Below are 20,533 nucleotides of genomic sequence, written 5' to 3'. Positions count from 1 at the left end.
ACGTTACCGGCCACAGCCGGGCCATCGGCTAATCTCACGTGGTGCTTACCACCACTCCGCCCCCGCCCAAGAGCGGCCAGGTCACCACCGGGCCGCCAGTGTCCCCCGCCAAGGCCCGTCTGGGCTGGCTGGACGCGCTGCGCGGGATCGCAGCACTGACCGTGATGGTGTCCCACTACATCGAGTTCATGCTGCCCCAGGCCTGGACCGTGCTCGGCCGCTACTTCGTCCCCGGCACCTTCGGGGTGCTGCTCTTCTTCATGGTGAGCGGCTACATCATCCCGGCCTCACTGGAGCGCCGGGGCAGCGTTCGTGGCTTCTGGCTGAGCCGGCTGTTCCGGCTGTACCCGTTGACCCTGGTGTCCATCGGGCTCGGGCTGCTGTTCGTCGGACTGGGCTGGCAGACCAGGTCCCTGGCGGCCATCACCCCGGCGCTGGCGCAGCACCCCACGACCACGGTCCTGGCCAATGCGACCATGCTCCAGGACCTCCTCGGCGGGGCCAACATGGTCCCGGTGATGTGGACGCTCTCCTACGAGATGGTCTTCTACTGCCTGGTCAGCGCGCTCTTCGCGGCCGGGCTGCACCGCCGCAGCGGACAGATCTCGCTCGGCTTCGCCGGACTGGCCCTGCTCTCCCTGGCCGTGGTGCCGCCGCTGTGCTTCTCGACCAGCTACCCGGGCTCGCGGGTGGCGATCCTGGTGTCGTTCGGGGTCTTCGTGGTGGGCATCGGCTGCATGGTCAGCCGCCGGGTGCCCCGGGCGGTCGGCGCGGTCCTGGTCGGCGGACTGGTCCTCACCCTGGTCGTGCTGAACGGCCGGCTGGCGCCCTGGTACAGCATGGTCATCCTGGCCACGATGTTCAGCGGGACCGCCCTCTACCGGGCCGAGCAGGGGCAGGTGTCACGGCGGGTGACCGCGGCCCTGTGCATTCCGGTCGTGCTGATCTCGGTGGCGATCGGCACCAGGTACGGCGGAGACCGGTCCGGGGCGGTCTCGGCCACCATCAGCTGGCCGTGGGTCTTCGGCATCCTCGCGGTCTGGGGGCTCTTCACCGCCGGGATGCTGCTGCGCAACCGCGCCATGCCGGGGCCGCTGTCCTGGTTGGGCCGGATCAGCTTCTCCGTCTACATGCTGCACGTGGTGATGCTGAGCGCCGTCCTGTGGCTGATGCGGCGGCTGCACGTGGTCCCGCTCCACCTGCAGCTGTGGGAGCAGCTGCTGTGGCTGCTGGGGCCCTGCGCGGTCGTCCTGGCGGTCAGTCAACTGACCTACCAGTACGTCGAGATGCCGATGCAGCGGCTGGGCCGCCGGGTCAGCGAGCGGGCCGACCGGCGCTGGGGCAGCGACGTCCGGCCGTAACCCCCGCCCGGTTGGAGGCGGCCGGGGGACGGCCGCCGGGGAAGCGCGAAAGGGCCCCTGCGACATCCGAGGATGTCGCAGGGGCCCTTTCGGTGCGCTGCAGGAGCAGGCAGGTCAGACCGTCAATTACTTGATGATCTTGGTGACCTGGCCGGCGCCGACGGTCCGGCCACCCTCACGGATGGCGAACTTGAGGCCCTCCTCCATGGCGATCGGCTGGATCAGCGCGACCGTCATGGCGGTGTTGTCGCCGGGCATGACCATCTCGGTGCCCTCGGGGAGGGTCACGACGCCGGTCACGTCCGTGGTGCGGAAGTAGAACTGCGGGCGGTAGTTGTTGAAGAAGGGGGTGTGACGGCCACCCTCGTCCTTCGACAGGATGTAGGCCTGGGCCTCGAAGTCGGTGTGCGGCGTGACCGAACCCGGCTTGATGATGACCTGGCCGCGCTCGACGTCCTCGCGCTTGATGCCACGGAGGAGCAGACCGACGTTCTCGCCCGCCTGGCCCTCGTCGAGCAGCTTGCGGAACATCTCGATGCCGGTGACCGTGGTGGTGGTCTTGGTCTCCTTGATGCCGATGATGTCGACAGTCTCGTTGACCTTGAGCACGCCACGCTCGATGCGGCCGGTGACGACGGTGCCACGACCGGTGATCGTGAAGACGTCCTCGATCGGCATCAGGAAGGGCTGGTCGACGGCGCGGGCCGGGGTCGGGATGGCCTCGTCCACGGCGGCCATCAGGCCGAGGAGCTTCTCGCTCCACTCCGGGTCGCCCTCGAGCGCCTTCAGCGCCGAGACGCGCACGACGGGAAGGTCGTCGCCCGGGAACTCGTAGTCCGAGAGCAGCTCGCGGACCTCGAGCTCGACGAGCTCCAGGATCTCCTCGTCGTCCACCATGTCGGACTTGTTCAGCGCGACGACGATGTAGGGGACGCCGACCTGGCGGGCCAGGAGCACGTGCTCCTTGGTCTGCGGCATCGGGCCGTCGGTGGCGGCCACGACCAGGATCGCGCCGTCCATCTGCGCCGCACCGGTGATCATGTTCTTGATGTAGTCGGCGTGACCCGGGCAGTCGACGTGGGCGTAGTGACGCGCCTCGGTCTGGTACTCGACGTGCGCGATGGAGATGGTGATACCGCGCTGACGCTCTTCCGGCGCCTTGTCGATCTGGTCGAAGGCCGAGGCCTCGTTCAGGTTCGGGTACGCGTCGTGCAGCACCTTGGTGATCGCCGCGGTAAGGGTCGTCTTACCGTGGTCGATGTGACCGATGGTGCCGATGTTGACGTGGGGCTTCGTCCGCTCGAACTTCGCCTTCGCCACTTGGTCCTCCTGAGGACTGGTTCTGTACGCCGTACGACGTCAGGTGGTCTGATATCGCGCCGGTTCCGTCCACTGTGACAGCGCCCGGTTCCGGCCCGGGGGTGGGGGCCGGAGGGGCCGGGGTCCGCCATGCGGCGGACCCGGCACCTCCTACAGCCTAAGGGGTGAAAGCTCCCGAAATGTCGGGCCCCCGGCGGGGGCCCGACGGCTTCGGAACCTACTCGCCCTTGGCCTTAGCGATGATCTCTTCCGCCACGTTCCGGGGAACCTCGGCGTACGAGTCGAACTGCATCGAGTAGCTGGCGCGGCCGGACGTCTTGCTGCGCAGGTCGCCGACGTAGCCGAACATCTCCGACAGCGGGACCAGGGCCTTGACGACACGGGCGCCGCTGCGCTCCTCCATGGCCTGGATCTGGCCGCGGCGGGAGTTGATGTCGCCGATCACATCGCCCATGTAGTCCTCGGGCGTGGTGACCTCGACGGCCATCATCGGCTCGAGCAGCGCGGGGGACGCCTTGCGGGCACCCTCCTTGAACGCCATCGAACCGGCGATCTTGAACGCCAGCTCCGAGGAGTCGACGTCGTGCGAAGCACCGTCGAGCAGGATCACGCGGACACCCTGGAGCGGGTAGCCGGCGAGCACGCCGAACTCCATCGCCTCCTGGGCACCGGCGTCCACCGAGGGGATGTACTCCTTCGGCACACGGCCACCGGTGACCTTGTTGACGAACTCGTAGCCCTCGCCGGACTCGATCGGCTCGATCGCGATCTGGATCTTCGCGAACTGGCCGGAGCCACCGGTCTGCTTCTTGTGCGTGTAGTCGATACGCTCGACGGCCTTGCGGATCGTCTCGCGGTACGCGACCTGCGGCTTGCCGACGTTGGCCTCGACCTTGAACTCACGCTTCATACGGTCGACCAGCACCTCCAGGTGCAGCTCGCCCATACCAGCGATGATCGTCTGGCCGGTCTCCTCGTCGGTGTTGACCTGGAAGGACGGGTCCTCCTCGGCCAGCCGCTGGATCGCGATGCCCAGACGCTCCTGGTCGCCCTTCGACTTCGGCTCGATCGCGACGCGGATGACCGGGGCCGGGAAGTCCATGGACTCCAGGATGACCGGCTGCTTGTCGTCGCTGAGCGTCTCGCCGGTGGTGGTCTGCTTGAGACCCATGACGGCGACGATGTCGCCGGCGCCCACCGACTCGATCTCCTCACGCTTGTTCGCGTGCATGCGGTAGATCTTGCCGATGCGCTCCTTGCGGCCCTTCACCGAGTTGAGGACGGCGGTGCCGGCCTCAAGACGCCCGGAGTAGATCCGGATGAAGGTGAGCTTGCCCAGGTGCGGGTCCGACATGATCTTGAACGCCAGCGCCGACAGCGGCTCGTCGTCCGAGGCCTTGCGGAAGATCTCCACGGTCTCGTCGCCGGGCTTGTGGCCCATGACGCCCTCGACGTCGACCGGGGAGGGCAGGTACTTCACGACCGCGTCGAGCAGGGGCTGGACGCCCTTGTTCTTGAACGCGGTGCCGCAGAAGACCGGGGTGAAGTTACCGGCGATGGTGCCGCGGCGGATGCCCGCGACCAGCTGCTCCTCGGTGGGCTCCTCGCCCTCCAGGAACAGCTCCATCAGCTCGTCGTCGCCCTCGGCGGCGGTCTCGATGAGCTTCGCCCGCCACTCCTCGGCGATCTCGGTGTGGGTGTCCGGGATGTCGACGGTGTCGTACATCTCGCCCTTGGCGGCCTCGGCCGACCAGAGCAGGGCCTTCATCTTCACCAGGTCGATGACGCCGGCGAAGCTGGCCTCGGCACCCACGGGCAGCTGCATGACCAGCGGGGTGGCACCCAGGCGGTCAATGATCGAGTCGACGCAGCGGAAGAACTCCGCGCCGGTCCGGTCCAGCTTGTTGACGAAGCAGATACGCGGGACGTTGTAGCGGTCAGCCTGACGCCACACCGTCTCCGACTGGGGCTCGACACCGGCGACACCGTCGAACACCGTGACGGCACCGTCCAGGACGCGCAGCGAACGCTCCACCTCGACGGTGAAGTCGACGTGGCCCGGGGTGTCGATGATGTTGATGGTGTTCTCAACGCCGTCCACCGACCAGTGACAGGTCGTCGCGGCCGACGTGATCGTGATGCCGCGCTCCTGCTCCTGCTCCATCCAGTCCATGGTGGCTGCGCCATCATGGACCTCACCGATCTTGTACGAGACGCCGGTGTAGAACAGGATCCGCTCGGTGGTGGTGGTCTTGCCCGCGTCGATGTGCGCCATGATCCCGATGTTGCGGACCCGGGCGAGGTCAAGGGAGGTTGCAGCCATGGTGGCTCGTCTCTCTCGGTTCACCCCCGCTTACGCGGGGAGGGGGGTTGACGGGGTTCGAACTACCAGCGGTAGTGGGCGAAGGCCTTGTTGGACTCGGCCATCTTGTGCGTGTCCTCGCGACGCTTCACCGAGGCGCCCAGACCGTTGCTCGCGTCCAGGATCTCGTTGAGCAGGCGCTCGGTCATGGTCTTCTCGCGACGGGCGCGGGAGTAGCCGACCAGCCAGCGCAGGGCCAGCGTGTTGGCGCGGCCCGGCTTGACCTCGACCGGAACCTGGTAGGTCGCGCCACCGACACGGCGGGACTTGACCTCAAGGGTCGGCTTGACGTTCTCCAGGGCGCGCTTGAGCGCGACCACCGGGTCTGCGCCGGTCTTCTCGCGGACGCCCTCAAGGGCGCCGTACACGATGCGCTCGGCGGTGGAGCGCTTGCCGTGCAGGAGGATCTTGTTGACGAGCGACGTCACCACAGGGGAGCCGTAAACCGGGTCGATGATGACCGGGCGCTTCGGGGCGGGGCCCTTACGAGGCATTCTTACTTCTCCTTCTTGGCGCCGTAGCGGCTGCGGGCCTGCTTGCGGTTCTTGACACCCTGGGTGTCCAGAGAGCCGCGGATGATCTTGTAACGCACACCCGGCAGGTCCTTAACACGGCCGCCACGAACGAGCACGATGGAGTGCTCCTGCAGGTTGTGGCCCTCGCCCGGAATGTAAGCGGTGACCTCGATCCCGCTGGTGAGGCGCACACGGGCGACCTTACGGAGAGCCGAGTTCGGCTTCTTCGGGGTGGTCGTGTACACACGCGTGCAGACGCCGCGGCGCTGAGGGGAACCCTTCAGTGCAGGCGTCTTGTTCTTCTCGACCTTGTCCTGCCGGCCCTTTCGGACCAGCTGCTGGATCGTAGGCACCGTATCTCCGTCTTCTTTGTGCCATCGCTTGGTGTAACTACCCTGGTTGCGTCTGCTCGACATCCGACCCACGCGGTCGGGTGTGTCGGGCCACTTCCCATCCCCTCGACTCCTTGCGGAGGAGCGGTGTGAGAAGCGCGGTTCCCAAAATGCCGCGGCAGATATGCACGCACGCACAAGAGACCCGGGGACACCCCAGGCACAAGGTCAGAGCCTACTTGGCGCATCGGCGCGGGTCAAAACACATGGAAGACGGCAGTTCACAGCCCTGGTGCGACAGCGGTACGCGCGGCGCGGCGGGTCAGCCGCCGGGCGGGACCGGAGCCTCGGTGATCCCGCCGCCGCTGTGGAAGGAGGCCATCGCCAGCAGCAGGATCAGCCCCCAGAAGGCGATACCCAGCGCGCCCAGCACGATCCCGGTGGTCGCCATCCCGGAACCGGCCTCGCCGCGCTCCCGGATCTGCCGCCGGGCGCCGATCCCGCAGATCAGCGCGGGCAGCGAGGTCAGCCCCATGGTCCAGAGCTCGGTCAGGCCCAGCACCAGCGCGGCGACGGCGAGCCCGTTGGTCCGCTGCTGCAGCGGCGGCACCACGAAGGCCGAAGGGTAAGGGTACTGGCCCTGCGGGCCGGGGACGCCGGAGCGGCCGAGCCCGTAGCCGGGCACCGCGTGGAACTGCTGCCCGTAGGGCGGCAGGTAGGGGGCGGGGTACGGGTACAGCGGGGGGTACGGGTACGGGTACGGCGCGCCGAGGCCGAACGGCTGCCCGGGATGGGGCTGGGCCGGGAAGGGCTGGGCGGCGAACGCCGGGGGGATCGACGGGGCCGGGGTGAGATAGGGCACCGGCATCGGTCCGCTCGGCAGGTCCTGGACGACTCCGGCGAGTTCGCCGTACGTCTGGGCCTGGTACACCTGCTCGACCCGGTCGTTGTACTCCTCCGCCCGCAGTCGGCCCTCGGCGAAGGCCGACTTCAGCACGTCGACCGTCCGCTCCCGGTCCGCGTGGGAGGCGCGCATGGTCAGCGCCTGTGGCGAGACCGGCTGCGCGGCCGGCGCCGGCTGCCCGGACCCGCCGGGCCGGGTCGGCTCCCCCTGGTACTGCTCGCCCTGATGCTGCTCGCCCCGGTGCTGCGGCGCCGAGGGGCGGGCGTCGACCGGTGGCCATGGCTGCGTCGGGTGCTGCGGGTGCATGGACAAGAGCGACCTCCCCGATTCGGCCCGCCCCCGGGTACCGGCGACGCGCTTCTACCCATCCTGGAAGACGAGCGGGTGGGACGCATCGTTCCAGGGCCTGCTGTCGACAACTTGTGACAGACCCTCAGGCCCGGACCGTCCGGGGTCAGCTGCCGCCCTCCAGGTGGTCGGCGTAGCGGCGCTGCAGCTCCGGCCAGTGCCGACGCAGCGTCTCCGCGCTCACCGGGCGGTCACCGCCCTTGGCGGTCACCCCGTGGTTGGTGAACAGGTGCTCGGCCAGCTTCTGCTCGTCGGGCTCGTAGTTGTAGGCGTCGATGAAGCTGCACAGCCCGGCGAAGTACTGGTCGACCGGCGCCTCGGTGAGCCGGGCGATCGGGTTGACGAAGCCGGCCGGCTCGACCCGACCGGCGTCGAGGCGCGCGAAGTCCTCCGTGTCCTCCGCCGCGTCCGTGTCCTCCGCCGCGTCCGCGCCCTCGGCGCCGTCGGCCTCCTCGACGCCCTCCGGGACCGTCTTCGCCGCGAACCACGCCTCGGGGCCGGCGTCCTGCTGCCGGTCCGCGTTCGACTGCTGCTGCTTCGGCAGCCAGGCCACGCCCCGGGTCGGGTTGTCCTGGTAGCCGTAGGAATCCTCGGCCTGGCCCAGCGCGCCCTCCCCGTCGGGGTCGTGCAGCGGACGGCGGAGCCGGTGCTTGGCCAGTCGGCTGAGGATGTCGACGGCCACCGGCACCGGGTCCGGGTGCGGGCCGGTGAGCGGGAGCACCGGCGCCGGCTGCGGCTGCTGCTGTCCCAGGTCCGGCACCGAGGCGAGGTGCGGCGCGGAGCCGGGCGCCCCTGCGGGCGAGGGGACCTGACCCGGCGTCGGATTCGGTCCGGCGACCGTCGCCTGCGGCTGGGCCTGGCCCGCCGGCTGGCCCGTTGCCCGGCTCGTCGGCTGGCCCGGCTGGGCGACCGGCTGCGGGGCCGGGAGCTGGGGCTGGAGCTGGGGCTGGGGGTTCGGCGCCACCGTGACCGAGGTGACCGCCGTCGCCGCAGTGACCGCCTTGACCGCCTCCAGGTCCAGCGGCACGCCGTACTTGGCCAGCTTCAGCGGCAGCAGCGTCTCCACCGGGGCCTGCCGGCGCCAGTTGCGGCCGTAGCGGGCGCGCAGGTGGGTGCGGTAGACCAGCCGGTTCTGCTCCAGCCGGACCACCTCGTCGTAGGAGCGCAGCTCCCACAGCTTCATCCGGCGCCACAGCCGGAAGGTCGGTACCGGCGACAGCAGCCAGCGCATCAGCCGGACCGACTCCATGTGCCGGTCGGCGGTGATGTCCGCCATCCGCCCCACGGCGTGCCGGGCGGCCTCGACCACGACCACGAAGAGCACCGGGATGATCGCGTGCATCGCCATGGCCAGCGGGTCGCCCCAGGAGGAGGCCGCGTTGAAGACGATGGTGCCGCCGGTGAGCAGCCAGGCGGTCTGCCGCAGCAGCGGGAACGGGATCCGCAGCCAGGTCAGCACCAGGTCCAGGGCCAGCAGCACGGCGATGCCGACGTCCACGCCGATCGGGAAGACATAGGAGAAGTCGCCGAAGCCCTTGTGCAGGGCGAGGGTGCGCACCGCGGCGTAGGAGCCGGTGAAGCCGATACCGGCGATGATGAAGGCACCGGTCGCGACCGCGCCGATGAGCACGCGGTGCGCGCGGGTTATCTCAGGGACTGCCATCGACGCCTTCGTTCCCCGGGTACGGTCGGTCACCGCGCGGGGCTCGCGCGCGGGCGGAGCACAGCTTGCCATACACGCGCAGACGCCCGGACCGGTCAGTCGGCGATACCGGCGATGGCCGCCCGGGCGGGCCGACAGCTCGCGGTGGAACGGCAGGCCGATCGCTGGCGGTCGATTGCTCGGCGGCCAGGGATCGGTGCGTCCACCTGCCGCGCCGACCGAGAGAGCGCACAGGGGCCTACTCCTCGTCAGCTTCCTCGCCCACCGCATCCTCATCGACGTCGGTAGGCTTGTTCGCGAAGATCTTGTGTCCCAACTCATACGCGAGTTCGTGCAGTTCTTTCGCCTCCTCGGATGATCCGGGGGCCTGCAGGCTGCCGGCCTCGGGTCGCTGCGCGAGCGCGACCAGTTCCAACAGCAGATCGGTCGAGCTCGTCAGAGCGACCTTCAGCTTCCGCCTTCCGTCCGTCAACTGCTCGGCGACAGTGAGAGCTACCGCGCTGTTCTGTCCCGACAGCGACTTGTTGCCGATTCGCGCTGCTGCTTCCGGATCGGACAGTGCGACGGTCTGCCAGGGAGTCAGTTGCACAGGGGCGCCGGTCTCATCCCTGCTGATGCCATCAGGCTGCTTGGGGTCCACATCCACGTGCTGGTAATACCGCGTTGCGTCAATGCCGCGGAGTCTGCCTTCCGGCACTGCGCTCAGTGACTCCCGGTCCTCCTCGAACCGCTGCGCCGCGTGCGCCAGGAGCCAGAGGCCGTCCGGCTGCAGGGACAGCCCTTGGACCACACGTTGGACGTCGGCCCGGAAGGGAACCGTGCGCCCCACCGCCGACCCGACATTGCGGGTGATCAGCTTGTCGGCGATGAGCGCGATGCCACCCGCGACCGTCAGCGTTGCCCGTGCATTCGGGTCACCGCGCAGGGCGGGTTCGACCAGGAGGGTGAAGTCCGCACAAGGACTGGGGCGCCAGTCCCCCATCACCTCCGCCGTAAGCACGCCCCCGTTGGTCCAGGCGTTCCGCGCCTGCCGGATCGACTCCCCCTTCGCCGCCCGCCAGGGCAGGTCCACGATGGGGCCCAGAAGTTCCGCGTAACCAGCGGTCCTCATCTGCCGGGTGCCCTTGATCTCCTTGGCGGACCGCTTCACCTGCTCGAACACCAGCGGCCTGGTCAGCGCATGGACGAGGTAGACGGCGCGCCAGAGCGCGGTTCCCGGAATCCTGCCGTCCCGGAAGATCGCGGGAAGATCCTGCGGCCGGCGGCGTCCCAGAGCCAGATCCACGATGTCGGAGAGCGCAGCCTCCGCCTCTTCCTCCACCTCCACGCCGGACAGCAGTACCCTTCGCAGCGCCCGTGTCCCGACCTCGACGTTCTGTGCCGCCGGCTCCCACTGCTTGAACTCCACATGCACGGAGGCGAGGATGCTGCGCACAGCGTCGTCGAAGAGCTCGTCCGGGGGGAGCAGCACATTCGCATGCGGCTGGACGCCCACGGCGATCTGGGCCGGCACCACCAGGGTCTGGCCGATGCGCACGGCCCGCGCGCTCGGCTGCCCGCCGACCAGGCCACGGAGAAACTCCGCGTGGAGGGAGGCGAGCTCCTCCTGGCGGCCGAGCGCACAGCGTTGGCTCAACGGCTTCTCGGCCGAGCCGCGACGAGTCGGCTTCTCCGCCAGCAGGGTGCTCGTGGCCACCTCCGCGATGCGCTCCGGGTCAGCGCCCTCCTCCGCCAGCAGGGCCCAGGAGCTGGTGATGCGGGTGATGCCGTCGCGCACCGCCAGAACGTGGATCGGTTCGGTCCCGTCCTTGAACTCCAGTCGGCAGGGGTGCGCGATCACCGCACGAGTGATCCGCCTGGCCAGGATCGACTGGTCGTACGGATTGGGGTTGGCGCGTCGGGTGAACGCGATGGTCTGCCGGAGATGCTCTTGGAGATGGTGCCTGTTCTCGTAGCGGTAGGCCAGGGACGCCAACGGCAGACCGTCCTCGGTGGCGCCATGGACCTCAGGATCGACGATCGGCAGTGCCTCCTGCCCGGTGCGTGGTTGCAGTCCGGGGAAGAGCTCGGTGAGCCACACCCTGGCGTGCAGCGATCGGAGTGTCACGCCGTCGACGTGCTCCTCGATGAGCGCCGAGGCGATCTCCGGCTGGTTCCGCAGTTGCACAGCCGTACCGAGCGGCTGCACGACGGCGCGGGCGACCGCGTGCCAGTCGTCGAGGGAGAGGTTGGTCGCCGGATCCTTGCTGCCCGCAGCAACGAGCCTGCCGCGATCCGCCACGGAAGAGATCATCGGCAGCTCGCGCTCGAAGCCGCTGACGGAGAACTCCTCTCCGTCGAAGGTGAACGGTATGGTCTCCGGCCCGGCCCCGAGCGCCACCCGGGCGCCTCCGAGTCCGGCCGACCTGGCCTCCTCGTCCTGGTAGGGCTCCTGGAATTCCATGGCAGTATTCATTGGCATCCTTCCAATCAAAGATTCTTGCCGGAGAATCCACGGCTCCAGGCGTAGCCCTCATGGAGACGGCGCTGTACAGTTGGACGGGTAGTCCTGGTTCCGCCGCGCGTGAGTACCAGGTCTGCTTTCACGAACCCCGGCCATGCGTCGGGGTTTCGTCATGTCGGAGCAGGGTCGCATGCGACGTCATGCCGACACCGGGGCGTGCGCCTTCGGCAGGTAACGGGTGTACCACCCCCACATGAACTCCCTCGACTGCTGCCGCGCGAGCCGCTGGAAGGCCGTGTACGCGATCAAGTCGGCCATCTGCAGCCACGGACACTCGTGCGCCGGCCGGAACGACGGAATCCCGATGATCCGCTCGGGGGCGACCTGCTCCACCAGCGCCGCGTAGGAGGGGTCCGTCCCGTCGCCGTCCACCACCAGGGCAGCCGCACACCCCTCCTCTGCCAACCACCCGTTGAGGTGGTGGAGCAGGCCGCGGAAAGCCGCGTGGCGGGACTGCGCCGGACGACTCGGGTCCGCACTGTAGACGGTGCAGACCCGGGCATCGGACCAGTCGCCGATGATCTGAAGCCCGCGCTGCGAGATCAGCCACCGATCCGCCTTCGACGGATTGTTTCCGCCGGGGCGGCGCCGACCCGCGATGAACTCGTTGGCATGGAGCTCGAAGCCCTCGGGAATGCCGTACTCCGCGTCCAGCTCCATGCGGAACTGCCGCCACTGTGCGAGGCGTCGCTCAGCGCTCCCGCGAGGGACCGCCAGGGCCGAGTAGAGGGCGAGGCCGCTCTGCGGGTGGCCGGAATCATCGATGTAGACGGTGTAATCCGTCAGAGGCACGTTCAAGGTGGTCTGCGTCGCTCTCACTGGAAACCATCCGGACAGGTATCAGCTGCACCGCCGGTCAGCTCGGGCCGCACAGTCGAAACCGTGGGTCGGAACTGTTGGGTCTCCTGCGATACGCGCTACATCACTTCGATGGCCTCTGGCCCGCACCCGCGCTCGTTCGAGACAGTGACCACAAAAGATCATGTACTCGTCAGCAAAGGGCCTTGGAAGGCACCCGGGGCAGTCCCCGGAGCTGCGTGACCTGGAGCCGCCAAAGGGCTCGATCTGACTTGACGTCAGTCCTCTCCGACCCCTACGTCAATCCATCATCAGCCTTTCCTCCAGGGCTAGTTGGAATCACCAGACACACCCCGCCCGACGCCGGACGACAATCTGGCCGCTGCACCGACAGCACACCTGCTCGGAGCCGGTCGACGCGATCTCGCCGACCGGCGTCACGTCGGTACCGGGTCAGCACCTCTGGTCCGCGACAATGGGTGCTGCCGCCACCACACCGACGAAGAAGGAGGGTAGCCATGGGCAAGCGCAGTCAGGAGCGCCGCCGCGCACAGCAGCACGACCGGGAGCAGAGCCGGGAACAGGACCGGAACCGGGAGGGCCGGCAGCACGCGCACGCCGCGCCCACGGCCCACCCGCCGCGGGGCGGGGGCGGTCCCTCGCTGCGCGAGCTGGTGGAGTCCGCCTTCGGCGCCGTGCTGTACGCCCCCGAGGACCGGTACCACCTGGCGCTGGACCAGGGCGCGAGCGCGCTCTCGGAGCCGGCCTCGCGCTGGGAGCAGACCAGCCGGACCGTGCTGGTGGTCACCGGCTCGCTGCTGGCCCGGCTCTGGCAGGCCGGCTGGCAGCCCGCCGACGTGACCAGGACCGTCCGCCGGGAGCTCACCGTCCGGCACCTGCGGCTGGCGGTCGACCTGATCGCGGCCGAGTCCCGGGGCTACGCGGCGGCGGCGCTGGACGCCCGCTGGTCGGGTCAGCTGCGCGAGCTGGAGGCGGCGGCCTGGTGGGCCACCGACGACGAGTTCCTGGCCGGGGTCGCCCTGCGGGAGCGGGCGGACCGGTTCACCGTGGCCACGCTGCTGCTCGAACTCAACCGGCTGCTCGGCCGACTGCCCCCGATCACCCTGCTCGCTCCCCCGCCCGGCAGCGCCGCGGGCCCGGCGTCCGGCCAGGTCGGCGGCTCGGGCATCGCGTTCACCCAGAAGACCGGCAGCGAGCCGCGGATGCTCGGCCGGATCCGGGCGCTGCTGGCCAAGGCCGAGTCCACCGAGTTCCCGGACGAGGCCGAGGCGCTGACCGCCAAGGCCCAGCAGTTGATGGCGCAGCACAGCATCGACGAGGCGCTGCTGGCGGCGTCCTCCGGCAACGGCTCGGAGCCGGGCGCCCGCCGGATCGGCGTGGACAACCCCTACGAGGCCCCGAAGGCGGTGTTGCTGGACGCGGTGGCCGGCGCCAACCGGGCCAAGTCGGTCTGGTCCAAGGACCTCGGCTTCTGCACCGTCGTCGGGTTCCCGGCCGACCTGGAGGCCGTGGAGCTGCTCTACACCTCGCTGCTGGTCCAGGCGACCAGTGCGATGAACAGCGCCGGGGTGCAGCGCGGCGGCGGGGGCGGGTCCCGGACCAAGTCCTTCCGGCAGTCCTTCCTGGTCGCCTACGCGGCCCGGATCCGCGAGCGGCTGGCGGAGGCCACCGCCCGGGTCACCGAGGAGGCCCTCGCCAACGAGCAGGCCCTGGCCGGCGAGGGCTCCGGGCCGGGGTCCGACGGCGGCACGCCCTCGCTGCTGCCGGTGCTGGCCGCGCGGGAGGAGGCGGTCCAGGAGTCCACCGACCGGATGTTCCCCGGCCTCCGCACCGGCCGGGCGATCCGGGCCAACGACTACGAGGGCTGGACCCAGGGGCGGGCCGCCGCCGACCGGGCCCAGCTGCACGGCCGCAGCACGATGCTGCCGGGCTGACCGGCACCGCCGGGGGCGCGCGGGAGCGCACGGGGCGGCGTGGGAGTGAATCGGAACCGGGCCGCTCGGCGCGCGCGGTAGCGTCGGCCTGTGAAGAGTGCTAGCGCCCTGCGCAATCGACTTGCCGAGCTGTCGCCCGAGGAGCTCGCCGAACTACTGACGGTCCGTCGGCTGCTCCACGGTCAGGCGCTCCCCGGCCGCCCCGAGCCGCAGACCCTGGCCCAGCTGGCGGACCGGCTGCTGGACGACCGGTCGGTGGCCGAGGCGGTCGCCGGGCTCAACACCCCCGAGCTGCAACTGCTGGGCGCCGCCGTCCGGTTGGCCGCCCGAACGTACGGGCCGCTGCAGCCGGGCCCGTACTGGACCCCGTTCGAACCCTCCACCAGGACGGTCCCGGCCGGCCGGCTGCTCGACCACCTGGCCCAGGGGGATCCGGCGCTGCGCACGGCCGCCGAACGGACCCTGGCCGGGCTCCGCGCGCGGATGCTGGTGCTGCCGGCCGCCCGGGGCGAGGTGGCCCTGCCCTCCTTCGTCCAGCGGCACCTGGGGGAGAGCATCGGCCTCGGCCGACCGCTGGCACCGCTGATGTCGGACGCGTTCAATGCCCCCGAGGTGCACCGGATCGCCGCCGGGCTCGACCTCGCCGACCGGCGCAACCGCGAGCAGGCCCAGGCCGCCATCGTCCAGGCGCTCGGCGACGGCGAACGGGTGCGGGCACTGGCCGCCGCGGCCCCGCCGGCCGCCCGCGAGCTGCTCGACCGGCTGACCGCAGGGCCGCCGCTGCTGCGGACCCACTGCTTCGTCCCGCTGGGCGGCCGGTACTACGGCCCCGCCAGCAAGTTCGAGCTGCGGCACGGAGGTTCGGGCGATCCCGGGACCGACTGGCTGGCCGCCCACGGCCTGGTCGTCCCGGTCGGCCCCGACCTGGTCGAGCTGCCCTTCGAGGTCGGCGACGCCCTCCAGGACAACCTGGAGGGCCCGCGGTTCACCCCTGCGCCACCGGCCCTGGCCGAGGGCCTGCTGCCGGTCGCGGAGACCCTGCCCGAGGCCCAGGCGGCCGCCGCCGGTGCCGTCCGGAGGGTCGAACTGCTGCTGGCGGCCTGTGCGGTCGCACCCGGCAGCCTCCGCAAGGCCGGCGGCCTGGCGCTGCGCGATGCCAAGCGGCTGGCCAAGGCCGTCGACGCACCCGAGGCGCAGACCCGGCTCTGGATCGACCTCGCCTTCCACGCCGACCTGCTGGGGCTGCACGAGGAGCAGCCGGACGCTCCCCCGGCGCGCGGACGCGGCCGGCGGTCGGCACCGGTCGCCGGGCCGGTCCGGCTGCTGCCGACCGGACGCTACGACGGCTGGCAGTCGGGCTCCCCGGCCGAGCGGCTGGTCCCGCTGGTCAGTGCCTGGGCCGTGGTGCCCGAGGTGCTGAGCTGGTGGCCGGACGACCACGAGCAGCAGCCCTTCGCCCTGGTCCCGCCGGAGGACGGCGAGGCGGTGCAGCTGCGGCAGGGGGTGCTGTCGGCGCTGGCGGCGCTGCCTCCCGGGCTCGGCCTGGGCCCGGCCGCCGCACTGCAGGGCGAGGCCCTGCTGGGGCTGGTCCGCCGGGTCGACTGGTACTCCCCCGGCCTGGTCCCGCTCACCGAATCCGGGCTGCAGCGGGTGGTCGCCACCCTGGCCGAGGCCGAGCTGCTGGGCGTGGCCGCGCACGGGCGGCTGACCACCATCGGCGAGGCCGTGGTGGAGCTGCTGGCGAGCGGGGCGGCGGCGGAGTTCCCCTACGTCCCGGGCAGTACGGCCGGGCCCTCGGCCGGGGACGGGGCCGCTGCGGCCCCGCTGGCCCGGCTGCGCGGCGCGCTCGCCGACCTGCTGCCGCCGCCGCGTACCACCGCGCGCTTCCAGGCCGACCTGACCGCGATCGCCACCGGGGCGCCCTCGCCCGAGCTGGCCGAGCTGCTGGGCTCGGCCGCCGACCGGGAGTCCGAGGGCCATGCGGTGGTCTGGCGCTTCGGCGCGGCCTCGGTCCGCCGCGCCCTGGACGGCGGTCTCGCCGCCGAGGAGCTGCTCGCCCGGCTGCGCGCCGCCGCCGAGGGCGAGCTGCCGCAGCCGCTGGAGTACCTGGTCCGGGACACCGGGCGGACCCACGGCCGGATGCGGGTGGTCCGCTCCGCCTGCTGCATCCGCTCGGACGACGAGACGCTGCTGGTCGAGCTGGAGAAGTCGCGGATGCTGGCCAAGCTGGAGCTCCGGCTGATCGCGCCGACGGTGCTGATCAGCACCCAGCCGCCGACCGCCACCCTCCAGGCGTTGCGCGCCGCCGGCTACGCGCCGGTGCTGGAGGCCGAGACCGGTGTGACCGTGGTCGAACGCGCCCCGGAGCTGCGTGCCGCGACCCGGATGCCGGCCCTGGCCCGGCGGCGGACCGGCCGGACGGACCGGTCGGCCGTGCTGGAGTCGGCCGCCCGGCTGCTGGCCGGCGGCTGACACCCGCGGCCGCCCCCGGCCGACACGCTGACAACGCCGCAGGGCGGCCACCCCGGGTGACCGGGATGACCGCCCTGCGGGGCGTGCCTGCTACTGACCTCAGCCGGTGTAGGGGCCGTAGTCGTAGTCGTCCAGCGGAACCGCCTGGCCGGAGCCGGAGCCGAAGGGCGAGTAGTCGATGTCGTCGTAGCCGACGGCCGAGTACATCGCGGCCTTGGCCTCCTCGGTGGGCTCCACCCGGATGTTGCGGTAGCGGGGCAGACCCGTACCGGCCGGGATGAGCTTACCGAGGATGACGTTCTCCTTCAGGCCCAGCAGCGGGTCCGACTTGGCGTGGATCGCCGCGTCGGTGAGCACCCGGGTCGTCTCCTGGAAGGAGGCGGCCGACAGCCAGGACTCGGTCGCCAGCGAGGCCTTGGTGATACCCATCAGCTGCGGACGGCCGGAGGCGGGCTGGCCGCTCTCGGACACCACACGACGGTTCTCGGTCTCGAAGCGGCCGCGCTCGACGAGCTCGCCCGGAAGCAGCTCGGCGTCGCCCGACTCGATGATCGTGACCCGGCGGAGCATCTGCCGGATGATGATCTCGATGTGCTTGTCGTGGATCGACACACCCTGCGAGTTGTAGACCTTCTGGACCTCGGCGACCAGGTGGATCTGCACCTGGCGCTGGCCCAGAATGCGCAGCACGTCGTGCGGGTTGACGGTGCCGGCCGTGAGCTGCTGGCCGACCTCGACGTGCTCGCCCTCGCTGACGCGCAGCTTGATGCGCTTGGAGACCGGGTAGGCGATCTCCTCGCTGCCGTCGTCGGGGGTGACGACGAGCTTGCGGGTCTTCTCGGTGTCCTCGATCCGGACCCGGCCCTCGGCCTCGCTGATCGGGGCCACACCGCGCGGGTTACGGGCCTCGAAGAGCTCGACGACACGGGGCAGACCCTGGGTGATGTCGTCACCGGCCACACCACCGGTGTGGAAGGTACGCATCGTCAGCTGGGTGCCGGGCTCACCGATGGACTGGGCGGCGATGATGCCGACCGCCTCACCGATGTCGACCAGCTTGCCGGTGGCCAGCGAGCGGCCGTAGCACATGGCGCAGGTGCCGACGGCGGACTCGCAGGTCAGGATCGAGCGGGTCTTGACCTCGGAGATGCCGAGGCGGATCAGCTCGTCGATCAGCACGTCGCCGAGGTCGGTGTTGACCGGGGCCAGCACCTGCCCGTCGACGATGATCTCCTCGGCCAGCGCACGGGCGTAGACGCTGGTCTCGACGTCGTCCCGCTTGCGCAGCACGCCGTCCTCGCCGCGGTCCGCGATCGGCAGCTTGAGGCCGCGCTCGGTGCCGCAGTCCTCCTCGCGAATGATGACGTCCTGGGAGACGTCGACCAGACGACGGGTGAGGTAACCGGAGTCGGCGGTACGCAGGGCGGTGTCGGCGAGACCCTTACGGGCACCGTGGGTGGAGATGAAGTACTCCAGCACGGACAGACCCTCACGGAACGACGCCTTGATGGGTCGGGCGATGGTCTCGTTCTTCGCGTTCGACACCAGACCACGCATACCGGCGATCTGACGCATCTGCATCATGTTTCCGCGGGCCCCGGAGTCCACCATCATGAAGATGGGGTTGGTCTTCGGGAAGTTCGCGTTCATCGCCTCGGCGACCTCGGCGGTCGCCTTGGTCCAGATGTTGACGAGCTCCTGCTGGCGCTCGTCCTTGGTGATCAGGCCGCGCTCGTACTGCTTCTGGACCTTCTCGGCCTGAGCCTCGTAGCCCTCGAGGATCTGCGGCTTGTTCGGCGGGACCACGATGTCCGAGATGGACACGGTGACGCCGGAACGGGTCGCCCAGTGGAAACCGGTCGCCTTGAGGTTGTCCAGGGTCGCCGCGACGACGACCTTGGGGTAGCGCTCGGCCAGGTCGTTGACGATGGCGGAGAGCTGCTTCTTGTTGATCTCCTCCTCGACGAACGGGTAGTCCTCGGGCAGCTGCTCGTTGAAGAGCGCACGGCCCAGGGTCGTCCGCAGGCGGAGCTGCTCGCCCTCCTGCCAGGTGGCCTTGCCGTCCTCGTCGACCGGGGCGACCCAGCCGCGCGGCGGGACGGTGCCCAGCGGCAGCCGCAGGTCGATCTCGGCCTGGAGGTCGAGCTCCTTGGCGTCGAAGGCCATGACGGCCTCGCCGGTCGAGCCGAAGGCCCGGCCGACGCCGCGGAGGGTCTCCGGGTCACGGGTCGAGGTGAGGAAGAACAGGCCCAGCACCATGTCCTGGGTCGGCATGGTGACGGGGCGACCGTCGGCCGGCTTCAGGATGTTGTTCGAGGACAGCATCAGGATGCGGGCCTCGGCCTGCGCCTCCGCGGACAGCGGAAGGTGCACGGCCATCTGGTCGCCGTCGAAGTCCGCGTTGAACGCGGTGCAGACGAGCGGGTGGATCTGGATGGCCTTGCCCTCGACCAGCTGCGGCTCGAAGGCCTGGATGCCGAGGCGGTGCAGGGTGGGCGCACGGTTCAGCAGCACCGGGTGCTCGGCGATGACCTCTTCGAGGACGTCCCAGACCACCGGGCGGGCGCGCTCGACCATGCGCTTGGCCGACTTGATGTTCTGCGCGTGGTTCAGGTCCACCAGGCGCTTCATCACGAACGGCTTGAAGAGCTCCAGCGCCATGGCCTTGGGCAGACCGCACTGGTGCAGCTTGAGCTGCGGGCCGACGACGATGACCGAACGGGCCGAGTAGTCGACTCGCTTGCCGAGGAGGTTCTGCCGGAAACGACCCTGCTTGCCCTTGAGCATGTCGCTCAGGGACTTCAGCGGGCGGTTGCCCGGACCGGTGACCGGACGGCCGCGGCGGCCGTTGTCGAACAGCGCGTCGACGGCCTCCTGCAGCATCCGCTTCTCGTTGTTCACGATGATCTCGGGCGCGCCGAGGTCAAGGAGACGCTTGAGCCGGTTGTTGCGGTTGATCACGCGGCGGTACAGGTCGTTCAGGTCGGAGGTCGCGAAGCGGCCACCGTCCAGCTGCACCATCGGACGCAGGTCCGGCGGGATGACCGGGACGCAGTCCAGCACCATGCCGTTGGGCTTGTTGGTGGTCTGCAGGAACGCGGAGACGACCTTGAGGCGCTTGAGCGCACGGGTCTTCTTCTGGCCCTTGCCGGTCTTGATGATCTCGCGGAGCTTCTCGGCCTCCTCCTCCAGGTCGAAGGTTTCGAGGCGCTTCTGCAGCGCCGCGGCACCCATCGAACCGGAGAAGTACGTGCCGAAGCGGTCGCGCAGCTCGCGGTAGAGCAGCTCGTCGCCCTCCAGGTCCTGGACCTTGAGGGACTTGAAGCGGGCCCACACCTCGTCCAGCCGGTCCAGCTCGCGCTGGGCCCGGTCACGGAGCTGCTTCATCCCGCGCTCGGCGCTCTCGCGCACCTTGCGGCGGACGTCGGCCTTGGCGCCCTCGGCCTCGAGCTCGGCGAGGTCGCTCTCGAGCTTCTTGGCCTGGGTCTCCAGGTCGGCGTCGCGGCGCTGCTCGATCTGCTGGCGCTCGACCGAGACCTGGGCCTCCAGCGAGGACAGGTCACGGGTGCGGCGCTCGTCGTCCACCCACGTGATCATGTAGGCGGCGAAGTAGATGACCTTCTCAAGGTCCTTGGGGGCAAGGTCCAGGAGGTAGCCGAGGCGCGAGGGCACGCCCTTGAAGTACCAGATGTGCGTGACAGGGGCGGCCAGCTCGATGTGGCCCATCCGCTCACGACGCACCTTGGCGCGAGTGACCTCGACGCCGCAGCGCTCGCAGATGATGCCCTTGAAGCGGACACGCTTGTACTTACCGCAGTAGCACTCCCAGTCGCGGGTCGGGCCGAAGATCTTCTCGCAGAAGAGTCCGTCCTTTTCCGGCTTGAGGGTGCGGTAGTTGATGGTCTCGGGCTTCTTGACCTCGCCGTGGGACCACTGACGGATGTCGTCAGCGGTCGCCAGGCCGATTCGCAGTTCATCGAAGAAGTTGACGTCGAGCACG

12 protein-coding genes are annotated in these 20,533 nt (G+C 70.1%); 3 read left to right on the top strand and 9 right to left on the bottom strand.

Going from position 1 to position 20,533, the window contains the following annotated elements; translation table 11 throughout:
- Positions 1-41: 41 nt before the first annotated feature.
- Positions 42-1,361: an acyltransferase family protein gene (locus BS75_RS24635; protein WP_152645686.1), complete on the top strand. Its 1,320-nt coding sequence runs from the start codon at positions 42-44 to the stop codon at positions 1,359-1,361.
- Between the two features lie 126 nt (positions 1,362-1,487).
- Here BS75_RS24635 and tuf read toward each other — a convergent pair whose 3' ends face one another.
- The 8 genes from tuf to BS75_RS24595 form a co-directional block, all read right to left on the bottom strand.
- Positions 1,488-2,681, bottom strand: a complete 1,194-nt coding sequence (gene tuf / locus BS75_RS24630; RefSeq protein ID WP_034089801.1) for an elongation factor Tu — start codon at positions 2,679-2,681, stop codon at positions 1,488-1,490.
- Positions 2,682-2,898: 217 nt separating this feature from the next.
- Positions 2,899-5,004 (bottom strand): elongation factor G, encoded by a 2,106-nt coding sequence (fusA, locus tag BS75_RS24625; protein WP_034089800.1) that lies wholly within the window; start codon positions 5,002-5,004, stop codon positions 2,899-2,901.
- 62 nt (positions 5,005-5,066) lie between these two features.
- Positions 5,067-5,537 (bottom strand): 30S ribosomal protein S7, encoded by a 471-nt coding sequence (gene rpsG, locus BS75_RS24620; RefSeq protein WP_030251646.1) that lies wholly within the window; start codon positions 5,535-5,537, stop codon positions 5,067-5,069.
- Between the two features lie 2 nt (positions 5,538-5,539).
- The gene (rpsL, locus tag BS75_RS24615) at positions 5,540-5,911 is read right to left on the bottom strand and encodes a 30S ribosomal protein S12 (protein WP_014144289.1); all 372 of its coding nucleotides are present in this window, start codon (positions 5,909-5,911) and stop codon (positions 5,540-5,542) included.
- 301 nt (positions 5,912-6,212) lie between these two features.
- Entirely contained in the window at positions 6,213-7,100 is an 888-nt protein-coding gene (locus BS75_RS49465; protein ID WP_052069671.1) for a DUF1707 and DUF4190 domain-containing protein, read from the bottom strand.
- Positions 7,101-7,248: 148 nt separating this feature from the next.
- Positions 7,249-8,805: a DUF2637 domain-containing protein gene (locus tag BS75_RS48510; protein WP_152645685.1), complete on the bottom strand. Its 1,557-nt coding sequence runs from the start codon at positions 8,803-8,805 to the stop codon at positions 7,249-7,251.
- A 238-nt stretch (positions 8,806-9,043) separates the two neighbouring features.
- Positions 9,044-11,248 carry a hypothetical protein gene (locus BS75_RS24600; protein WP_052069670.1) on the bottom strand — a complete coding sequence of 735 codons (2,205 nt, stop codon included), beginning with the start codon at positions 11,246-11,248 and terminating at the stop codon, positions 9,044-9,046.
- 198 nt (positions 11,249-11,446) lie between these two features.
- Positions 11,447-12,100, bottom strand: a complete 654-nt coding sequence (locus BS75_RS24595; RefSeq protein WP_156164286.1) for a DUF3800 domain-containing protein — start codon at positions 12,098-12,100, stop codon at positions 11,447-11,449.
- 524 nt (positions 12,101-12,624) lie between these two features.
- On the opposite strand from BS75_RS24595, the gene BS75_RS24590 reads away from it, so the two are divergent.
- Complete coding sequence (locus BS75_RS24590) at positions 12,625-14,061, top strand: DUF2786 domain-containing protein (RefSeq protein WP_081982556.1); 1,437 nt, start codon at positions 12,625-12,627, stop codon at positions 14,059-14,061.
- A 90-nt stretch (positions 14,062-14,151) separates the two neighbouring features.
- Positions 14,152-16,533 carry a helicase-associated domain-containing protein gene (locus BS75_RS44745; protein ID WP_052069669.1) on the top strand — a complete coding sequence of 794 codons (2,382 nt, stop codon included), beginning with the start codon at positions 14,152-14,154 and terminating at the stop codon, positions 16,531-16,533.
- Between the two features lie 99 nt (positions 16,534-16,632).
- Here the strand turns inward: BS75_RS44745 and BS75_RS24580 are convergent, their stop codons facing one another.
- Positions 16,633-20,532 carry a DNA-directed RNA polymerase subunit beta' gene (locus BS75_RS24580; protein ID WP_034089798.1) on the bottom strand — a complete coding sequence of 1,300 codons (3,900 nt, stop codon included), beginning with the start codon at positions 20,530-20,532 and terminating at the stop codon, positions 16,633-16,635.
- Position 20,533: the final 1 nt, after the last annotated feature.

The sequence above is a fragment of the Streptacidiphilus albus JL83 genome (assembly GCF_000744705.1).
Classification (GTDB): Bacteria; Actinomycetota; Actinomycetes; order Streptomycetales; family Streptomycetaceae; genus Streptacidiphilus; species Streptacidiphilus albus.
This window is presented reverse-complemented; position numbering and strand designations above follow the sequence as displayed.